Source organism: Kerstersia similis (assembly GCF_965139615.1).
GTDB lineage: Bacteria > Pseudomonadota > Gammaproteobacteria > Burkholderiales > Burkholderiaceae_B > Kerstersia > Kerstersia similis.
The window spans coordinates 35,144-54,537 of the sequence record NZ_CBCSIQ010000024.1; the positions used below are offsets into that span (position 1 = coordinate 35,144).

12 protein-coding genes are annotated in these 19,394 nt (G+C 61.8%); 4 read left to right on the forward strand and 8 right to left on the reverse strand.

Annotation, left to right across the window (positions count from 1 at the left end; genetic code table 11):
- Positions 1 to 147 precede the first annotated feature (147 nt).
- The gene (locus ACNA1V_RS13875) at positions 148 to 2,445 is read right to left on the reverse strand and encodes an NADP-dependent malic enzyme (protein WP_415834194.1); all 2,298 of its coding nucleotides are present in this window, start codon (positions 2,443 to 2,445) and stop codon (positions 148 to 150) included.
- A gap of 295 nt (positions 2,446 to 2,740) precedes the next feature.
- On the opposite strand from ACNA1V_RS13875, the gene ACNA1V_RS13880 reads away from it, so the two are divergent.
- Positions 2,741 to 3,667, forward strand: a complete 927-nt coding sequence (locus tag ACNA1V_RS13880) for a LysR substrate-binding domain-containing protein (RefSeq protein WP_415834215.1) — start codon at positions 2,741 to 2,743, stop codon at positions 3,665 to 3,667.
- Positions 3,668 to 3,709: 42 nt separating this feature from the next.
- Here ACNA1V_RS13880 and ACNA1V_RS13885 read toward each other — a convergent pair whose 3' ends face one another.
- The 5 genes from ACNA1V_RS13885 to ACNA1V_RS13905 all read right to left on the reverse strand — a co-directional run bounded on the left by ACNA1V_RS13885 (position 3,710) and on the right by ACNA1V_RS13905 (position 10,879).
- Complete coding sequence (locus ACNA1V_RS13885) at positions 3,710 to 5,488, reverse strand: ABC transporter ATP-binding protein (RefSeq protein WP_415834195.1); 1,779 nt, start codon at positions 5,486 to 5,488, stop codon at positions 3,710 to 3,712.
- The gene (locus ACNA1V_RS13890) at positions 5,485 to 6,990 is read right to left on the reverse strand and encodes an ABC transporter permease (RefSeq protein WP_415834196.1); all 1,506 of its coding nucleotides are present in this window, start codon (positions 6,988 to 6,990) and stop codon (positions 5,485 to 5,487) included. The genes ACNA1V_RS13885 and ACNA1V_RS13890 overlap by 4 nt, the downstream gene beginning before the upstream one ends.
- Positions 6,991 to 6,999: 9 nt before the next feature.
- Positions 7,000 to 7,977, reverse strand: a complete 978-nt coding sequence (locus ACNA1V_RS13895) for an ABC transporter permease (RefSeq protein ID WP_415834197.1) — start codon at positions 7,975 to 7,977, stop codon at positions 7,000 to 7,002.
- Positions 7,974 to 10,211, reverse strand: a complete 2,238-nt coding sequence (locus ACNA1V_RS13900) for an ABC transporter substrate-binding protein (protein ID WP_415834198.1) — start codon at positions 10,209 to 10,211, stop codon at positions 7,974 to 7,976. The genes ACNA1V_RS13895 and ACNA1V_RS13900 overlap by 4 nt, the downstream gene beginning before the upstream one ends.
- 68 nt (positions 10,212 to 10,279) lie before the next feature.
- Positions 10,280 to 10,879, reverse strand: coding sequence for a thermonuclease family protein (locus tag ACNA1V_RS13905; RefSeq protein WP_415834199.1), 600 nt, complete (start codon positions 10,877 to 10,879; stop codon positions 10,280 to 10,282).
- 397 nt (positions 10,880 to 11,276) lie between these two features.
- Here ACNA1V_RS13905 and ACNA1V_RS13910 point away from each other — a divergent pair, with 397 nt between their 5' ends.
- The gene (locus ACNA1V_RS13910) at positions 11,277 to 12,140 is read left to right on the forward strand and encodes a YoaK family protein (RefSeq protein ID WP_415834200.1); all 864 of its coding nucleotides are present in this window, start codon (positions 11,277 to 11,279) and stop codon (positions 12,138 to 12,140) included.
- 38 nt (positions 12,141 to 12,178) lie between these two features.
- The gene (locus tag ACNA1V_RS13915) at positions 12,179 to 14,059 is read left to right on the forward strand and encodes an ABC transporter ATP-binding protein (RefSeq protein ID WP_415834201.1); all 1,881 of its coding nucleotides are present in this window, start codon (positions 12,179 to 12,181) and stop codon (positions 14,057 to 14,059) included.
- 148 nt (positions 14,060 to 14,207) lie between these two features.
- Here the strand turns inward: ACNA1V_RS13915 and adhP are convergent, their stop codons facing one another.
- Together adhP and exaC are read right to left on the reverse strand one after the other, a co-directional pair.
- Complete coding sequence (gene adhP, locus ACNA1V_RS13920; RefSeq protein ID WP_415834202.1) at positions 14,208 to 15,236, reverse strand: alcohol dehydrogenase AdhP; 1,029 nt, start codon at positions 15,234 to 15,236, stop codon at positions 14,208 to 14,210.
- Positions 15,237 to 15,404: 168 nt separating this feature from the next.
- Positions 15,405 to 16,931, reverse strand: a complete 1,527-nt coding sequence (gene exaC / locus ACNA1V_RS13925; protein ID WP_415834203.1) for an acetaldehyde dehydrogenase ExaC — start codon at positions 16,929 to 16,931, stop codon at positions 15,405 to 15,407.
- A 309-nt stretch (positions 16,932 to 17,240) separates the two neighbouring features.
- On the opposite strand from exaC, the gene ACNA1V_RS13930 reads away from it, so the two are divergent.
- The gene (locus ACNA1V_RS13930) at positions 17,241 to 19,355 is read left to right on the forward strand and encodes a sigma-54-dependent Fis family transcriptional regulator (RefSeq protein ID WP_415834204.1); all 2,115 of its coding nucleotides are present in this window, start codon (positions 17,241 to 17,243) and stop codon (positions 19,353 to 19,355) included.
- The last annotated feature ends 39 nt before the right edge of the window (positions 19,356 to 19,394 follow it).

Genomic DNA, 19,394 nt, shown 5'->3' on the forward strand with positions numbered 1-19,394 from the left:
CCCTGATACCGACTTGCTGCCCAGCACCTGTCCATCCGGCGCTGCACAGCAAAAAATACCTGCATGGGCATGGCCTATGCAGGTATTTTTTCGTCCCTGGAAGCGCAGCCGCCGATACGACATCCGTACCGGCACCCACGCAGGCAATCAAAGCGCCATGTCTTCCCGGTTGGCATCCAGCACCGCCAGCGCCGCCATGTTCACGATGCGCCGTACCGTGGAGCTGGAGGTCAGGATATGCACCGGTGCGGCTGCTCCCAGCAGGAACGGCCCGACCGCCACATTTCGCCCGGCCGCCGTCTTCAACAGGTTGTAGGCAATATTGCCAGCATCCACATTCGGGCAGACCAGCAGGTTGGCCGCCCCCTTCAGCGGTGAACCCGGCAACTGCCTCAGGCGCAACGCTTCATCCAGCGCGCTATCGCCATGCATTTCACCATCCACCTCCAGGTGGGGCGCAGCCTCTCGCACCAGGTCCAGCGCGCGACGCATCTTGGCGCCGGATGCGGAACTGCCGGAACCAAAGTTGGAACGCGACAACAAGGCTACCTTGGGCTGCAGATCCAGACGGGCCATGCGGTCTGCTGCAGCCACCGTGAACTCAGCAATCTGCTCGGCAGTGGGGTCGTCGTTGACGTGGGTGTCCACCAGCGCCAGGGTACGTTCGCCCAGCAGCAGGATATTCATGGCACCGTAGGTTCGCGTGCCCGGCTTCATGCCTATAACCTGATCAATAAAGCGCAGGTGATCGTGATACGCGCCGACCGTGCCGCAAATCATGCCATCGGCATCGCCCAGCTTCACCATCATCGCACCGATCAGGGTCAGCCGGCGGCGCATTTCCACCCGCGCCATTTCCTTGGTCACGCCATCCCGGCAACGCATTTCCCAATAGGTCGTCCAATACTGATGGAAGCGCTCGTCGTATTCGGGATTGGTCACTTCCACATCCTGCCCCAGACGCAGGCGCAGACCGTACTTCTCGATCCGGGCCAGCAATACCTGAGGCCGCCCCACCAGAATGGGGCGTGCCAGCTTTTCGTCCACAATCACCTGCACCGCACGCAACACGCGCTCTTCTTCACCTTCCGTGAAAACGATGCGCGCCCGGCCGCCCTGCTTCACCTGCTGGCGGGCAGCGGCAAACACCGGCTTCATGAAGGCGCCCGAGTGGTACACGAACTGGCGCAGCTGTTCCACATAGGCGTCCATATCCACGATGGGACGCGTCGCCACGCCATCTTCCATCGCAGCCTTTGCCACGGCCGGCGCCACGCGGGCCAGCAAACGGGGATCGAAGGGCTTGGGAATCAGATACTCCGGGCCAAAGCGGGCATCGCTGCCGCCATAGGCTGCCGCCACGACGTCGCTTTGCTCTTCCTGTGCCAGCGCGGTAATCGCATAGACCGCCGCCTTTTCCATGGCACGGGTGATGGTACGCGCGCCCACATCCAGGGCTCCCCGGAAAATATAGGGGAAGCACAGCACATTGTTGACCTGATTGGGATAATCGGAGCGGCCCGTGGCCATGACCACATCGCCACGGGTGGCATGCGCCAGCTCCGGCGTAATTTCCGGCGTGGGATTGGCCAGCGCCAGAATCAAGGGCCGTGCATTCATGCCGCGCAACATATCGGCCTTGAGCACACCGCCGGCAGACAGGCCCAGAAACACATCCGCACCGTCGATGACTTCCGCCAGCGTGCGCGCTTGCGTTGCCTGTGCATACTGCGCCTTGGTTTCATCCATCAAGGCCGTCCGGCCTTCATAGACCACGCCTTCGATATCCGTCACCCAGATATGCTCGCGCGGCAAGCCCAGATCCACCAGCAATTCCAGGCAGGCCAAGGCTGCTGCACCTGCCCCCGACACCACGACCTTGACCTCGGCGATATCCTTCTGCACCACTTTCAAGCCATTGATGAACGCGGCCGCAACGCAAATCGCCGTGCCGTGCTGATCATCATGAAAGACCGGGATGCTCATCCGCTCGCGCAACTGGCGCTCTACCGTGAAGCACTCGGGTGCCTTGATATCCTCAAGGTTGATGCCGCCAAATGTGGACTCCAGGCTGGCGATGATATCCACCAGCTTGTCCGGATCCGTTTCATTGATCTCGATATCGAAGACGTCGATACCTGCGAATTGCTTGAAGAGGACGGCCTTGCCTTCCATCACCGGCTTGGAGGCCAGTGCGCCGATGTGTCCCAGCCCCAGCACAGCCGTGCCGTTGGTGATGACGCCGACCAGATTGGCGCGCCCGGTATAACGGGCGGCATTGGCCGGGTCAGCGGCAATTTCTTCGCAAACGGCGGCAACACCAGGCGTATAGGCCAGGCCCAGATCCCGTTGCGTGACCAGGGGTTTGCTGGACACAACGGACAATTTCCCCGGCACCGGGAACTCGTGATAGTGCAATGCGGCTTCGCGGTCTTTATTACCCATGATCCAACTCCTTCAGTCGATAGTCAGGATTCTAGGCGCCAACACATAACCAAATTATTTTGTTATATGATCAAGCCATAACATTTTCGTTATGCATCGCGCATGATTTCCGGCGACTTGTGGCACCGTGCCTTGCCTGTTGCCCGCCACGCCCTTTTTCCAGCGCCACGCCATGTCCACCTTGCCTCCCCCTCGCCCCACCCGGCGACCGCCCGCCACGCCCCCGGACGACACCACCGACCAGGCCGGACATGACCCGCAACGCCTCGCCCGTCGCCTGTCCGCGCGCCTGAAAATGCGACACCTGCAGCTCCTGCTGCTGATCCAGCAGCACGGCTCGCTGACGCGCGTGGCAGAACAGCTCTCCACCAGTCAGCCGGCCATCACCAATACCCTGAGCGAACTGGAATCTCTTTTCGGCGCGCCGCTCTTTGACCGTTCTGCGCGCGGCATGGCCCCGACCGCGCTGGGGCATATCGTGCTGGCACGGGCTGAGGTCATCATCAACGACCTGGGGCACCTGGTGCATGATGTCCAGGCCGCCGGCGCAGGCCTTGCCGCCCGCTTGCAGATTGGCACTACGCCGTTTGTTTCCAGCCGGATCATCTGCGACACGCTGACCCGTTTACAAGAAGACGAGCCACGGCTGGCAGCACGTGTCCATCAGGGCACCAGCGCGCAATTGCTGGCGCAATTGCGTGACCACAGCCTGGATGCCGCCATCGGCCGCGCCGACCCGGCCTTGAACCTGGAGGGCCTGGATTTCGAACCGCTCTATCCACAGCCGCCAAGACTGATCGCCAATCGCCGGTTGGCAGCGCAATTGGGCCGCCGCCCCCTGGACTGGCAAACGCTCGCGCAACTGGACTGGATTCTGGGCGCGCCTGGCACCCCCATGCGCGAACAGGTCGCCGGGCTGTTCCTGCGGGCCGGCATTGCGCCGCCGCTGCCCCTCACAGAAAGCCACTCAACAGAGTTGATCGGTACCTTGATTGCCGGCAGCGAACAGGCCATTTCGATCGTCCCCGCCGATATCGCCAACGAGCTGGTGCGTGTCGCGGGCGTCGCCATCGTGCCTTACTCCCTGGGCTGGCAACTGCCCCCCATTGCGCTGTTCACACGGCGCGACAGCCGCGCGCATCCCGGCACCCAGCGGTTTGCCGCCGCCTTGCGGGCAGCCTGCCGGCAAATGCTGCCCACAAGGCCCGCCGACCCCTATTGAAATCAAGCGATGCCCGCGACACACCTGCGCCGCTATCCCCGCTTACGCCGATTCGCCCAAGGTCAGACGCGGCACCGCTGCCAGCAAACGTTGCGCCGCATGGGACTGCGCTTGTTCCAGCACTTGCCGAGCCGGGCCGATCTCCGCAATTTTTCCTGACTCCATGACAGCAATCCGGTCAGCCATATATTCCACGACGCTGAAATTATGGGTGATAAAGAGATAAGCCATGCCGGTTTCCGCCTGCAGTTCGCGCAGCAGGTCCAGTATCTGCGCCTGAATGGAAACATCCAGCGCCGATGTCGGCTCATCCAGCACCAGCACGGCCGGTTCCACCGCCAACGCCCGGGCAATGGCGATGCGCTGGCGCTGCCCACCGGAAAATTCATGCGGCCAACGCATGGCCGCATCCTCTGGCAAGCCGACACGCCGCAACAGACTGGCAATGCGGCGTTGCCGCTCGCTCTTGTCCCACTCCGGCCGCAGCGACGACAGGCCTTCTTCAATGGCCTGCCCGACACGCATGCGCGGGTCCAGCGAACCGTAGGGATCCTGAAACACGATCTGTATGCCGCGCCGCAGACGGCGCATGGTGCGGCGATCAGCGCGAAAAACATCCGCGCCTTGCAAGCGCACATCACCGCTGACCTCTGCCTGCGCATCCAGCAGGCGCAGCAAGGCTTTGCCTGTCGTGGTTTTGCCGCAGCCGGACTCTCCGAGCAAGGCCAGCGTCTCACCAGCCTGAAGCTCGAAAGACAAGCCATCCACCACATGCTTGCGCGCCCGCCGCCGCAGCCAGCCGCCTGCGCCGACCGGATAGGAAACCGACAGATTCTGAACCGACAGCGCCAATACGGCATCCGCCTTCAACCCGCCTGCCTGATTGGCCTGATCGGCCTGATGAGTGACAAGCGCCTGGCCCGCCCCGATGACGCCCACTTGCGTTGGCACGGCCTGCGGCGCCGTCCACGACGCAGCGGCATGAGCGCTCAAGGGTCGGCCACGCTTTTCATATGACGGAATCGCATCAAACAATTGCTGCACATAAGGATGGCCTGCCTGCCGAAAAAACACATCAGCCGGCGCACTGACCAGCACTTCGCCGTGACGCATGACCGCCACATGATCCGCCACGCGCTGCACCACAGCCAGGTCGTGGCTGATCAACAGCACCGCCATTTCGAGTTCCTGCTGAATATCCGCCAGCAAATCCAGAATCTGAGCCTGCACGGTGACATCCAGCGCTGTCGTCGGTTCATCCGCAATCAGCAATGCCGGTTCGGCGGCCAGCGCAATGGCAATCATGATGCGCTGCTTCTGGCCCCCGGAAAACTGGAATGGGTAGTCATCTATCCGACTGGCGGCTTCGGCTATCCCGACACGATCGAGCCAACGTATGGCCCGCTCGCGCAAGGCCGCGCCACGCAATCTGGTATGGGCCTGCAGCGTTTCCATGATCTGATCGCCCACACGCATGACAGGATTCAAGCTGGTGGAAGGCTCCTGAAAAATCATGCCGATCCGGCCGCCGCGCACACGCCGCATGGCCTGTTCGGAAACACCGGAGATTTCTTCCCCTGCCAGGCGAACCGTGCCGCCCGTTAACTGGGCCGCTGCCGGCAAAAGCCGCATCAAGGCCAGCGCCGTCATGCTCTTGCCGCTGCCGGACTCCCCCACCAACGCAAAGGTTTGGCCCCGCGCAATGCTGAACGCCAGGTCCTTGACCACCCGGACATCATCCAGCCCGGTATCCACATCCACATCCAGACCACTGACTTCCAGCAACAACCCGGACGCCGCCGCGGTATTTTTCTGATTCATTTCCCTTCCCCGTTGGCGGCGTGTGCCGAAGATGCCATCCGGACGGCGCTCGCCGGCCGTTCACGACGCTTGAAACGCCGGCGCGGGCGGGCATGATTGCCATTCGGGTCAAAGGCATCGCGCACGGCATCAGCAAAAAGGTTGGCAGCCAGCACCAGCGCGAGCATAAAGCCAAACGCGGTCAGCAGATTCCACCAAATCATGGGATCCCGCGACATTTCCAGCCGCGCCATATCAATCATCGACCCGAATGAACGGGTCGTCGCATCGACACCAATCCCCAGATAGGACAGCACGGCCTCGTACAGCACCAGACCTGAAAACTCCAGCACGGCAGTAATCAGTACGATATGGGTCACATTGGGCAACAGGTGACGCAGCATGATGCGCCAATGCGATACGCCAAAAGCGCGCGCCGCCTGGACGTACTCCAGCTCGCGCAGCTTGAGCGCTTCGGCCCGCAACAGCCGGCACAGGCCAGCCCAGCCCGTCAACCCCAGCACCATGCACAACAGGAACAGTCGCAGATCGGCGCGCTCGGCAGCCGTACCATAGAGTTCCGGGTGGCGGTCGATGAAACCCTGCATCAACAATACGCAGGCGGCAATCAGCAGCACCCCCGGGATGGACGTCAGAATGGTGTAAAGATACTGGATGACGGTATCTACCCGGCCCTTGAAATACCCTGCGGCAATACCGAAGAACAACGCTGGCGGCAACATCGCCAGCAAGGTAAGAAACCCGATCACCAGCGCCGTACGCAGGCTTTTCATGGCCTGCCACAGCACATCATTGCCTGTACGGTCGGTGCCCAGAATGTGGTACCCACCAGCCAGACTGATCGCCAGCGCCACCAGGAGCAAGAGCAGGCTGGCCGTGCACCACAAGGCCAGCCAGGGATAGACCGTCCGCCGCGCCAGCACATCGCTGGCTGCCTGACGCCAGCCCCCGCCGCGCCGCCCCAGGACAGCCAGTCCGGCGGCGGCCAGCAGCACGGCAGCAAGTACGCCCGCGGCAACGCCCAGGCCTGCCCGCCTGGCGATATCGCCACCCCGCTGCGCCTCGGGGTCGTCCAGATGCGCGCCACCATGCTTCAAACGCGGAAAATCCCGTACCGTGATGCCATCAATCAGCAAGGACTCCTTGGTGAATTGATAGGCCGACAACGGCGCGGAATATGTCTTTTCGGTAGAGGACAGCGCAGTCCCGTCCAGCAACAGATCCAGCGCAGATCGGACCACAGGCGCATAACTGGGCGGCGCATCAGCCGCCGCGCCGGGCACAGGGGGCAACTGGGGCCGGAAATGAATGCTATCGAGCAAAGCGATACTGCCAAAGACCACCAGCACCAGCGCCGAGCAGGCCGCCGGCGCCCGCCGGAAGACTTCACGCCAACTCGCGCGCAGCGCAGGCAAACGACGCACCCGCCAGGCATAGATCAGCAGAAACGCCAGCACCAGGAAAAGCGCGGCATCGGTCCAGAGCAAGACAAACTTGGGCATGCGGGCCGCCTATTGGAAACGCACGCGGGGATCGGCCAGCGTGTAGGAAATATCAGCGAGCAACACCCCAACGATATACAAGGATGCCCCCAGGAAAACCATGGCTCGCACCACGGAAAAATCCTGGGCATTAATGGCATCAATGGTATAGCTGCCCAGCCCCGGAATGCCGAAAAAGGCTTCGGCCACCAGGCTGCCCATGAACAGCAGCGGAATGGCCGACACGGCGCCAGTCAGGATAGGCAGCAGCGCATTGCGCAACACATGGCGGAACAACACCACGGTTTCTGACAACCCTTTGGAGCGCGCCGTGCGCACATAATCCTTGCCGATTTCCTCCAGGAACAAAGTGCGGTAGAACCGCGCTTCCGGCCCCAAGCGGGCGATGACCGCCACCAGCACCGGCAAGGCCAGGAAGCGGATCATATCCATGCCCGGCTGATAACCGGAGTACGGCACCAGTTGCCAGACCTTCGCAAACAGCCATTGCCCGGCAATGATGTAAAACAGGCTGGAAATGGAGAGCAGAATCACGCATAGCACCACCCCCCAGAAATCCAGCGGTGTGGCGCGGAAAAATACCAGCAGCAAGGCAAACACGATGCTGGCGGCCATGCCCAGGATGAAACTGGGAATCGCCAAGGCCAGGCTGGGCCCGATGCGGTCACGTATTTCCCGGCCGATATCCCGTCCAGAATCCGATTGGCCAAAATCCAGTGCCAGCAAAGGCGCTGAACGCGTATAGAAAATAGTGTCGGTCAGCTTGCCACTGCCCGATGCCTCGGCGTTATAAAACAGCGGCTTGTCATAGCCATGCGCCACTTTCCATTGCTCGACCGCTTGCTGACTGATGCGCTGACCGCCGATCGCCACACGCGCCATGTCATCCGTGCTGTTGACCCAGAAGAACAGCAGAAAAGTCAAAAGGTTGACTCCGACCAGGATGAACACGCCATGCAATAGCCGGCGTAGTGTGTAAGCCATCATGCTTGCTTGTCTCCCTCGGGCCGCATCGCCCGGTGATCGCGGCGGCGCAAGGCCCGGACGCCCAACACAGCACCCAGCACGACCAGGGCGCCGACCAGCCACAATGGCCACCACGACGGCGCGTTCCAGCGCGCTACGTGCTCGATACGCTGGTCAACGTCCAGCCTGAGATACGGCAAATTGTTGCGCACCATCTGCGTCGGTTTGGCATTGTGCAGCCACTGATGATAGGCGCCGCCAGACATCGGGAAATAACCGAACATCCATGGTGCGTCCCGCTGCAACAACACGACCATGCGGTCAATCAAGGCCTTTTTCTCCGGGCCGTCATCCAGAAAACGCATTTGCTCAAACAGGGCGTCAAATTCTGGATTGACATAATTGACGGCATTTTCTCCGCCGAATGCCGCTTTGCCATTGGGACCATACAGCATGAACAAAAAGTTCTCGGCGTCCGGATAATCCGCCACCCAGCCCCACATGAAGAGCTGGGCGCTGCCGTTGCGCATTTTTTCCTGGAAACGGTTGAAATCCGTCGCGCGGACTTCCAGCTGAATGCCCAGCTTGGCCAATTGGCGGCGGTACCAGTCTTCCGCCGGATTGGAACCCACCCCGGTCATGGAATCGTAGAACAGCACCAGCGGCCGGCCAGTCTCGGCATCACGCCCATCCGGATAGCCGGCTTCCGCCAGCAAACGCCGAGCCTCTTCCAGCGACTTGCGCACCGGCTTGCCATCGACGACGTCATAAACCTGGGTATTGATTCCCTCCGGGCCATCTTCATACCCCAGCACACCGGGAGGAACCGGCCCCTGCGCCACCAGCGCCTGGCTATTTTCGAACAGCGCAACGTACTCTTCCCAGTCGAAGGCAATACTGATGGCCTGACGCAATTTCCGGTTGCGTTCCGCCTGTTCGGGGCTATCCCCCTTGCCTACCACGGGATCATTCCAATTGAAGCCGAGGTACCAGATGGTGGTTTCGACCGTACTGGGCAACTGAATACCCCGCTCGGCATAGCGCGCTGCCTTGTCGGCGGAGTCGCCCGCCGCGACACGCATGGCCACGCCCAACTCGCCCCGTTCCATCTGCGGCAGGTCGTAATAGCCCTGCATGAACTTGCCGGTCAGGGGAATTGCCTCTTTTTCCAGGCTGAACACGGCCCGGTCCACAAAAGGCATCCTTTTGCCGCAGTCTTGCAGCAGGCCCGCCGCCTCGTCTCCCGGCTCCCCCTCGCAAGGATAGGATTCACCACGGAAATTCGGATTGCGCTCCAGAACATGACGCCGGTTACGCAAAGACTCCGCCAGGTAATACGGTCCCGTCCCCACCGGCCAGGTATCCAGCGACAGATCCCGCTCGGCCATGCCCGGCTGATGATAGAAGCGGTCTGCCTCCCACGGCACCGGCGCCAAGAACGTCATGGCCAGCCAATATTTGAACTGGGGGTATTTGCCTTTGACGCGCACCCGCAGCGTATGATCGTCCAGGGCTTCCACACCGGCAAAACCATGATCCCGCAGATCCAGCCAAGGCAATTCGCGCCTGTCCGCGTCAGGATGCTGCTGACGAAACTCGCCCAGCGCCTTGTCATAGGCCTGTTTCAGTCTATGGCTGTATTCCTCCATGCCTTCGACGTGCTCTGCCATCACGGACAGAATGGGCGAAGCCAGACGCGGATGGGCCAGGCGCCGGAATGCATAAACATAATCGTGCGCGGTCAGCTCCCGGGTACCGGTTTCCGGGAAATCCGGCACGCCGGTCACTGCTGCCAGATCCTCCGCAGCAATGGGCCAATACCGGTAGCCCCTCGCTTCAGTCCGTGCAAATGCCGGGTGCGGCTGGAACAGAATGCCCGGGCGCAGACGGATGTCATAAACGCTTTCCGCAATGCTCTCGCCCGGCGCATCCGCCGGCAACGGCTTGCCCGCAGCGTCGTAATACACCGGTTCGCTGATGGCTTCGGCGGCACGGGGAATCAACTCATACGGCCGCTTGAGGTAGTGATAGCCGTAGAGCGGTTCGTAGATATTGTAGGTATAGGGGGTCTCGTCCGTCGCATAGGACTTGGCCGGATCCAGCGATTTTGGCGAACGGCTGATGAACGTGGTGTACAGCGTGTTCTGCGCCATGGCCCCATCCGGATAGGGGCTGTTCACCGGCGTTCGTTCACACCCGGCCAGCCAGACGGCCGCCAGCATTGCTCCCCATCGTGCCCACCGCAATACGCGCATTCCCCGTTCCCCCCTTCCATGCCGACTGCCCCGTATGACTGTCCCGGCTCAGTTCACGGCAAGGCCGATCAGCACTTGCCCTGCTGCCAGCAATCATAGCGCCATACCCACGGACGGATAGCGTCCGGTTCGGCCCAAATTCCCTGTTTTTCACGCCGTGCCTGCTGCTCCAGCGTCACCATATATTTGTCTCGCAGATGCTTGCCCTTGCCCTGCTGGTTGGCCCAGGCATAGCCAGCGGCCACCATGCGCCGGTTGGCGCTATCGTTCCCGCCCAGCAATACGTCGCAGACATCGCGCCCGTATTGATCTGCCTCGTAGCATTGCAAGGACACCTGCTGGCCCGCGACCAGGCGATCCAGCTCGCGACGCGCTGCCGCACCGAAGGGCTGCCCCGGACGGGCCGCGCCATCCCCGGTTTCCGGCGCGTCGATATTGGCCAGCCGAATGCGACGCTGCGCCTGGCCAGCCGGCCGCACCGTCAGCGTGTCGCCATCCGCCACATGCACAACCTGGCCTTGTATGGCATAACGGTACTGGTCCGTCGGCAGCGCCGGCCACTGCGCCGCAGACCGTTCCGCCGCGGCCCCCGCCTGCGGCGTTACCTCTGACGAAGGCGCCCGATCCTGCCCGACCCAGCTGGCCAGTACCGCAAAAAGAAACACCACCCCGAGAACGACCAGCTTCCGGCCAGAAAAGGGACCTGAACGCCTGCTGCCTGGAGCAGAAGCCTGCCGGGAGGAACGGGAAGAATTGGAACGCATGGCGACTCGGCCTGTGAGCGCACCCTGGCGCAGTTGAACAAGCGGAACAGGGGATGTTGCATCTGGCCCCTGGTGCCCGCCACCAAGCGAATGATGATAGCACCGAGACTCTCCATCGCTGCAGGGTATGAACCGCTGCTGCGCTTGCGCCCGTGCAGGCTCGTCGGCGCGCGCGTTTAAGTGCCAACCAGCCCTGGCGCTCCTATAATGAGTTTGCTGACCGGACCGCCGCAGCGCGTTCCCTTGCCCTGCCAAGGCCATACGCTCCCGTTTCCGCTGCTCCCCCGCTTTTGGAAGGGTTATGTCGTTGCGCTACACACACTGGACCGATACTCGTCGGACGCCCAAGACTGACGCGCGCCTGGGCGCCTGCCTGGCATTTGTCGCGGGTGCAGCCAATGCCGGCGGTTTCCTGGCGGTTGGCCAGTACACCTCGCATATGTCAGGCATGGTCTCCGGCATTGCCGATCATCTCAGTGCCCGCAATCTCGAGCTGGCGCTGGCCTGCGTCGTGGCCGTCTGCTCATTCCTGGCCGGTGCCATCACCACATCCATTCTGGTCAACTATGCGCGCCGCAAGCGCCTGCACTCGCAGTACTCCATTCCGATGCTGCTGGAGGCAGCCCTGTTGCTGCTGTTCGGCCTGATCGGCGCGCAGATTGCCCGGCAGGTCACTTTTCTGCAGCCTCCTACCGTCGTCCTGCTGTGCTACATGATGGGCCTGCAAAATGCCCTGATCACCAAGATTTCCAATGCCGTGATCCGCACGACCCATGTCACCGGCATGGTGACCGATATTGGCATAGAACTGGGCAAGCTGTTCTATATCAATAGCCCGCGCGCCACCCATCGGGGGCAAGGGCGGGTCGTTGCCAATCGCGCCAAGCTGATTCTGCACAGCAAGCTTCTGCTGGCTTTTCTGGTAGGTGCCATGACAGGCGCTTTCGGCTTTCAGTCCTGGGGCTATTCCATGACGCTGCCGCTTTCCTTCTTCTTGCTGGTGCTGGCCTTGCCGCCGCTCTGGAACGACTTGCGCGTACGGTGGCGTGTCCGCCGTTATCATCCTGCAGAAGAATTACACGAACACGCCGAGCCGGAACACACCGGCCAGGTCGCTCCCGACGCCGCACCGCCCCCCACCACGGCGCGTGCGCCGCAGGATTGACCCTCGTTGCACACAGCTTCAAAAATACTGAGTTACGCATGCCAAAACAGACCAAGTCGTCCCTGTTCCAACGTTTCGAAAACCTGATCAATCCGTTCAAGCCATCGCCCGATACCGCGCCGCCGGACGAGGTAGGCGCGTTCTACCGCTTCTATCTGAAGCAAGTCTGGCCCTGGTTCATTCTGCTGCTGGTCGTCGGGCTGGCCGGTTCGCTGGTTGAGGTCGCCCTCTTCAGCTTTATCGGTGAAATCGTCGATATGGCGCAATCCACGGCCAAGGAAGATTTTTTCACGGTGCATGGTACGGCGCTGCTGACGATGGCCATCATCGCCCTGCTGGTCCGGCCCTTGCTGTCTGGCCTGCATAACCTGCTGGTGCACCAGACCATCAACCCGAATTTCGCCACGATGATCCGCTGGCAGAACCACCGCTATGTCCTTGGACAAAGCCTGAGTTTTTTCCAGAACGATCTGGCCGGCCGTACTGCCAGCCGCATCATGCAGACGTCGCTGGCGCTGCGCGAATCGTCCGTACAGATGGTGGATGCCCTCTGGCGCATGGTGGTGTATTCGGGCAGCGCCATTTACCTGTTCGCCCAGGCCGACTGGCTGCTGACCCTGCCGCTGCTGTTCTGGCTGGTCTGTTATATCGGCCTGCTCGCTTACTTCGTGCCGTTGGCACGGCGCCGCTCCGCGGCATCCGCAGCCGCGCGCGCCAAGCTGCTGGGCCGTATTGTCGATAGCTATACCAATATCATCACGCTCAAGCTGTTCGCCCATACCCGTCTGGAAGAGCAGCACGCCCAGGCCGCCATGGCGGAGCAAACGGCCAAGGCGCAAATGTCCGGCCGCGTCATCACCGCCATGGACTTCGCCATTACCAGCCTGAGCGGCATTCTGATCGTCGGCACCGCAGGGCTCGCGGTCTGGCTCTGGCACGCCGGCCATGCTTCCCTGGGCGTCATTGCGCTGTCCACGGGCCTCGTGATCCGTATCAACACCATGTCCGGCTGGATCATGTGGGTCGTGAGCGGCATTTTCGAAAGCTTCGGCGTGGTTCAGGACGGCTTGCGCACCATCGCCCAACCGCGCAGCGTCGTGGATGCGCCCAAGGCCCCGCCACTGGCCATCACCCAGGGCGATATCCGCTTTGACCATGTCCAGTTCCACTACGACGAACGCCATCCCGTTCTGCAGGGCGTGGATCTGCACATTCGTCCCGGAGAAAAAATCGGCCTGATCGGCCCATCTGGCGTCGGTAAATCCACGCTGGTCAACTTGCTGCTGAGGCTGTATGACGTCCAGGGCGGACGCATTCTGGTTGACCAGCAGGACATCGCCCAAGTGCAGCAGGATAGCTTGCGCGAACAGATCGGTATCGTGACCCAGGAACCGTCCCTGCTGCACCGCTCCATCCGGGAAAACCTGCTCTACGGGCGTCCCGGCGCCAGCGATGCAGAATTGTTTGAAGCCCTGGCCCAGGCCAGCGCCGCAGACTTCGTGCCCAAGCTGAGCGATGGCGATGGCCGCCAGGGGCTGGATGCTTACGTCGGCGAACGCGGCGTCAAACTGTCCGGCGGGCAGCGCCAACGCATTGCCATTGCCCGAGTCCTGCTGAAAAACGCCCCCATCCTGGTGCTCGATGAAGCGACATCGGCGCTCGATTCGGAAGTAGAAGCAGCCATCCAGGACAGCCTGGATATCCTGATGCGCGGCAAGACGGTGATCGCCATCGCCCACCGTCTCTCCACGATTGCCCGCATGGATCGTCTGGTCGTACTGAACCAGGGCCATATCGTCGAAAGCGGCACGCATGCCGAACTGCTGGCGCAAGGCGGCCTTTACGCCCGCCTGTGGGAACGCCAAAGTGGCGGCTTCATGGCACAAGCGGCGGAGGCCTCTGCCGATGTCGAAGCCTGACCGCAGGAATACCTGAACCTTGCCTGGCCCGACGGGCCAGGCTCACGCAGTGGCGGCCATAAAAAAAACACACCCCGAAAACGCGACAGATATCCGCGCTTCCGGGGTGTTTTTCATGGATGCGCCCAAGGGCGCATCCCTTCTGGCATCACGCAGCCAGATCCAATACGACGCGGCCGTTGATCTTGCCTTGGCGCATGCGATCGAACACTTCGTTGACGTTTTCCAGCTTGTCGGACGTCACCGTCGCCTTGACCTTGCCATCTCCGGCAAAATCCAGGGCCTCCTGCAAGTCCAGGCGCGTCCCGACAATGGAACCGCGTACGGTCGTGCCATTGAGCACCATATCGAAAATGGACAGCGAGAACTCGCCCGGCGGCAAACCATTGAGCGCAATCGTGCCGCCACGGCGCGTCATTCCCATGGCCTGCTGGAACGCGATAGGCGACACGGCGGTCACCAGCGCGCCATGCACGCCCCCGACTTCACGTTTCAGGTAAGCCGCAGGGTCGGTATTGCGTGCATTAACGGTGACTTCGGCGCCCAGCTTGCGCGCCAGTTCCAGCTTTTCATCATCAACATCCACGGCGGCAACATTCAGCCCCATGGCTCGCGCGTACTGCACAGCCACGTGCCCAAGGCCGCCGATTCCCGAAATGGCGACCCATTGCCCAGCCTGGGTCTCCGTCATCTTCAATCCCTTGTACACCGTCACGCCGGCGCACAGGATAGGCGCAATCTCGATGAAGTCCACGCTCTTGGGCAGCAAACCGACATAGGAAGCATTGGCCAGCGCGTATTCCGCAAAGCCGCCATTGACCGAGTAACCGGCATTCTGCTGCTTTTCACACAGCGTTTCCCAGCCGCCCAGGCAGTGCTCGCAATAACCGCAAGCCGAATACAGCCAGGGAATACCGACGCGATCCCCTTCCTTGACATGAGTGACGCCCTGGCCAACCGCCACGACATGCCCCACGCCCTCATGGCCTGGAATGAAGGGCGGATTGGGCTTGACCGGCCAATCTCCTTCCACGGCGTGCAGATCGGTATGGCAAACGCCGCATGCTTCGATCTTGACAAGGATGTCACCCGGCCCCGGACGCGGAACTTCAACTTCTTCGATCCGCAGGGGCTGGCCGAAAGTACGTAGAACTGCCGCTTTCATCGTGCGTTGCATGGATACGCTCCTTGAAACAAATCAAACACCATCATGGACAAAAGCGTGACCGGGCGTCTTGATCCCGATCATGCTTCGCCACCAAAGGGGTCTGTGGCGCTGGGCGCCACAGACAACGCGCAGGCAGCAGGCCGAAACGTCCCGGCCTACCGTCTGCTCGTTTCGTGCTCAATAAAAGCCCAATGCGTTGGGGCTGTAGCTCACCAGCAGGCACTTGGTTTGCTGGTAGTTGGACAAGGCGACCTTGTGGGTTTCACGGCCGATACCGGATTCCTTGTAGCCACCGAACGCCGCATGCGCAGGATAGAGGTGATAGCAGTTGGTCCAGACCCGGCCTGCCTGCACGCCACGCCCGACCCGGTAGGCTTGCGAACCGTCACGCGTCCAGACACCGGCACCCAGGCCGAAGGACGTATCGTTGGCGATGGCGATGGCTTCTTCCTCATCCTTGAACGTCGTGACAGCCGCGACGGGCCCGAAAATTTCCTCCTGGAAAATACGCATGTCATTCTTGCCCAGCAGCAAAGTCGGGCTGATGTAGTAGCCATCCTCCAGGCCTTCCTTGAGCGGGTTACGCGTGCCGCCGATCAGGCACTCTGCGCCTTCGTTGCGGCCGATGTCGATATAGGACAGGATCTTGTCCATCTGCGCCTTGGATACCTGCGCTCCCACCATGGTCTGGCGATCCAGCGGGTTACCGGTCTTGATGGACTTGACCCGGGCAACCGCCTTTTCAATAAAACGCTCGTAGATGGATTCCTGAATCAGGATGCGCGAGGGGCATGTGCAGATTTCACCCTGGTTCAAAGCGAACATAGACAGACCTTCCAAGGCCTTGTCCAGGAAAGCATCATCCTTATCGAGAACGTCGGCAAAGAAGATATTGGGCGATTTCCCGCCCAGTTCGACCGTTGCCGGAATCAGGTTTTCTGCTGCGGCATGCAGGATATGGCGCCCCACCGGCGTGGAGCCCGTGAATGCCACCTTGGCAATGCGCTTGCTGGTCGCCAAGGCCTCACCGGCCTCCTTGCCAAAGCCGTTGACAATATTGAGCACGCCTGCCGGCAGCAGGTCGCCAATCAGCTCCATCAGTACCAGGATGGAAGCCGGCGTCTGCTCTGCCGGCTTCAGCACGACCGGGCATCCTGCCGCCAGTGCCGGCGCCAGCTTCCAGGCGGCCATCAGCAAGGGGAAATTCCACGGAATGATCTGACCGACCACGCCAATGGGCTCCTTGAAGTGGTAGGCAACCGTGGTGCTGTCAATCTCGGAAATTGCGCCTTCCTCGGCCCGCAGGCAACCCGCGAAGTAACGGAAGTGATCCACGGCCAGTGGCAGGTCGGCAGCCATGGTTTCGCGCAGCGGCTTGCCGTTATCTATGGTTTCGGCAACCGCCAGGCGTTCGAGGTTCTGTTCGATGCGATCGGCGATGCGCAGCAGGATGTTGGAGCGCTCGGCAGCGGACGTCCTGCCCCAGGCGGCACGCGCGGCATGGGCGGCATCCAGGGCCAATTCGATATCCTGCGCGTCGGAACGCGGCACACTGGTAAATGCCTGGCCGGTGATGGGCGAAATGTCCTCGAAGTAGTTGCCTGCCACCGGTGCAACCCACTTGCCACCGATGAAGTTCTCATACTTCTTCTTGAACGGAAATTCGACATCCAGTCCCAGCTTCTTCAAATCTGACAGATTCATGCCTCTTCTCCTTTAACGGTTCGGAACCGCACCATGCGGCGCCGCCCTTGCCGGTACATAAGCAATTAGCATGCCAAGAAGCAGGAAAAAATGCTTCTCGTTTTCCGCGCTGGTGCAGGCGCAGGTTTAGGGCATAATTTGCTTATGCCGTACCTCAGCCAGTCCTGGCTGCAACGCTGCAAACCGCGACACTGCGACACATTCAAAGACAACACCTGTCGCATAAAGCGACACTTTGATTTTGCAATCTTTGTCGCCTTGCGCGTACCACGCATAGATCGTAACGACGTTCTAAGGGAGGCCATAGAGATGACATTCCATTTCGCCGCTGCACTGCAAGCCGAACCCTCTTCGGCCTCGGTGCTGCGTTCCTGGCAACGCTGCATGGCTCGGGAATCCGACATGCAACCCGATCCCGTCATGCTGGTACGCGGCGAACTCAATGTCAGGCTGGCACAGCATGCCAGCCTGCTGCAGGCGGCCCAGCCGGAAATCGACACGCTCTCCAATATGGTGGGGCGCCACGCCGGCATCGTGCTGCTGGCGGATGCCACTGGGGTGATCCTGCAAACCGCTGGAAACACCAGTTTCCTGCAACAGGCGGAAAGCGTGGCGCTGCAGCCCGGCGTCAGCTGGGCCGAACAGCACCGCGGCACCAATGCCATCGGCACTGCCTTGCTGGAAAACACGCCGGTACGCGTGCATGGTGCGGAACATTATCTGCACTGCAACCGTATTCTGAGTTGTCACGGTGCGCCGGTCTGGTCGCCGCGTGGCGACCGCATGGGTGTACTCGATATTTCCGGCGAAGCGTCGCAGTTGCATGACTACGCGCTGGGCCTGGCCGCGCTGTGTTCACGGCTGATTACCAACCGGATGATGCAGCAAAGCCTCTCCGGGCGGGAATTGCTCGTCTTTCAACGCCAGCCTTCCTTGCTGGAATCGACTGAGCGGGCCTTGCTGCTGCTGGAGGACGGCCACATTGTTGGCGCCAATGACCTTGCGCTGAGCCTGCTGCGCACCTCCTGGAGCGACTTGCTTGATCAGCCGGCGCAACGCTGGCTGGGCGAATGGCAACAACTGGGCCAGGAGGCCACCTTGCTGCGGGCCCCGGACGGCGAAAGCTTTTATGCCAGCCTGTTCCGCAATCGCACACTCATCCCGGTCGGCGCGACCTTCCCGGCATCCAGCGCCGTTTCCCTGGCAGCATCGGCTGCAAGCGCGCCGGTGTCTCCCCCTGCCGCAGCACACGCTTCCCCCCCAACGCCGGCCGCCTCTCCCGCACGCCCGGTACGCCCTGAGGGCCAGGCATCAGCGGAAACACCGCCCAGGGAAGAGCGGCCCGCAGGCGTCCGCCCCCACCCCGCCCTGGCACCCAAGCTGGCCCTGGATCCCCAACTGAGCACGCGATTTGATGCCGTGCGCCGTGCCTTTGATGGCGGCTTGGGGGTGTTTCTGCAAGGGGAAACCGGAGCCGGCAAGGAAATTTATGCCCGCCGGCTGCACGCAGCCAGCCGCTGGCGCAATGGCCCCTTTGTTGCCGTCAATTGCGGCGCCCTGCCTGAATCCCTGATCGAAGCCGAACTGTTCGGCTATGAAGCCGGCGCCTTTACCGGCGCGCGCCGCAATGGCTCGCGTGGCCGGCTGCGCGAGGCAGACGGTGGCGTTCTGTTCCTGGATGAAATCGGCGACATGCCTCTCAGTCTGCAGACCCGCCTGCTGCGCGCCTTGCAGGAACGGGCGGTGCAACCCCTGGGTTCGGATCGCCTGATACCGGTCGAATTCGGCCTGATCAGCGCCACCCACCGGGACATCGGCGCACTGGTGCAGGCCGAGCAGTTCCGTAATGACTTGTTCTATCGCCTGCATGACCTGCGCGTCAATTTGCCGCCACTGCGCGAACGCGCGGATTTCCGCAGTTATGTGTGCAGCATGCTGCGCGCCACCGCAGGCGATGCCCTGCCCTTGACCCTGGATGACAGCGCGCTGGATCAACTCACCCGCCACCCCTGGCCCGGCAATTACCGCGAACTCCAGGCCTTCATGCGTACCTTGAGCGTCATGAGCGCCCCCGGCAGCGTGATCACTGCCGCAGATGTCGCCGCGTATCTGCAAAATGTTGCGCTGCCCGGTAGCCAGACATCCAACACGGCCGGATCACCTCCCCTTCAGCCGGCATCGCCATCTGATACCGGCGCCGCCGCATCCGCCGTGGCAGCAGATGCTCCCCCCGCGCCCCGCACGAAGCCCGCCGGCCTGCGCGACGCCACGCTTGCCATGATCGAACAAACCCTGGCGGCCTGCAGTGGCAACGTGTCACAGGCGGCGCGGCGGCTGGGCATCCATCGCAGTACCATTTATCGTCACCTGGAACGCGACCCAGGGCTCATGCCCCCCCATGCCCTTGTCCGGGCCAGAGGCTGATTGCCCCGCCGGCTGCAACCCCGCCTGCCGGGCGTCCGT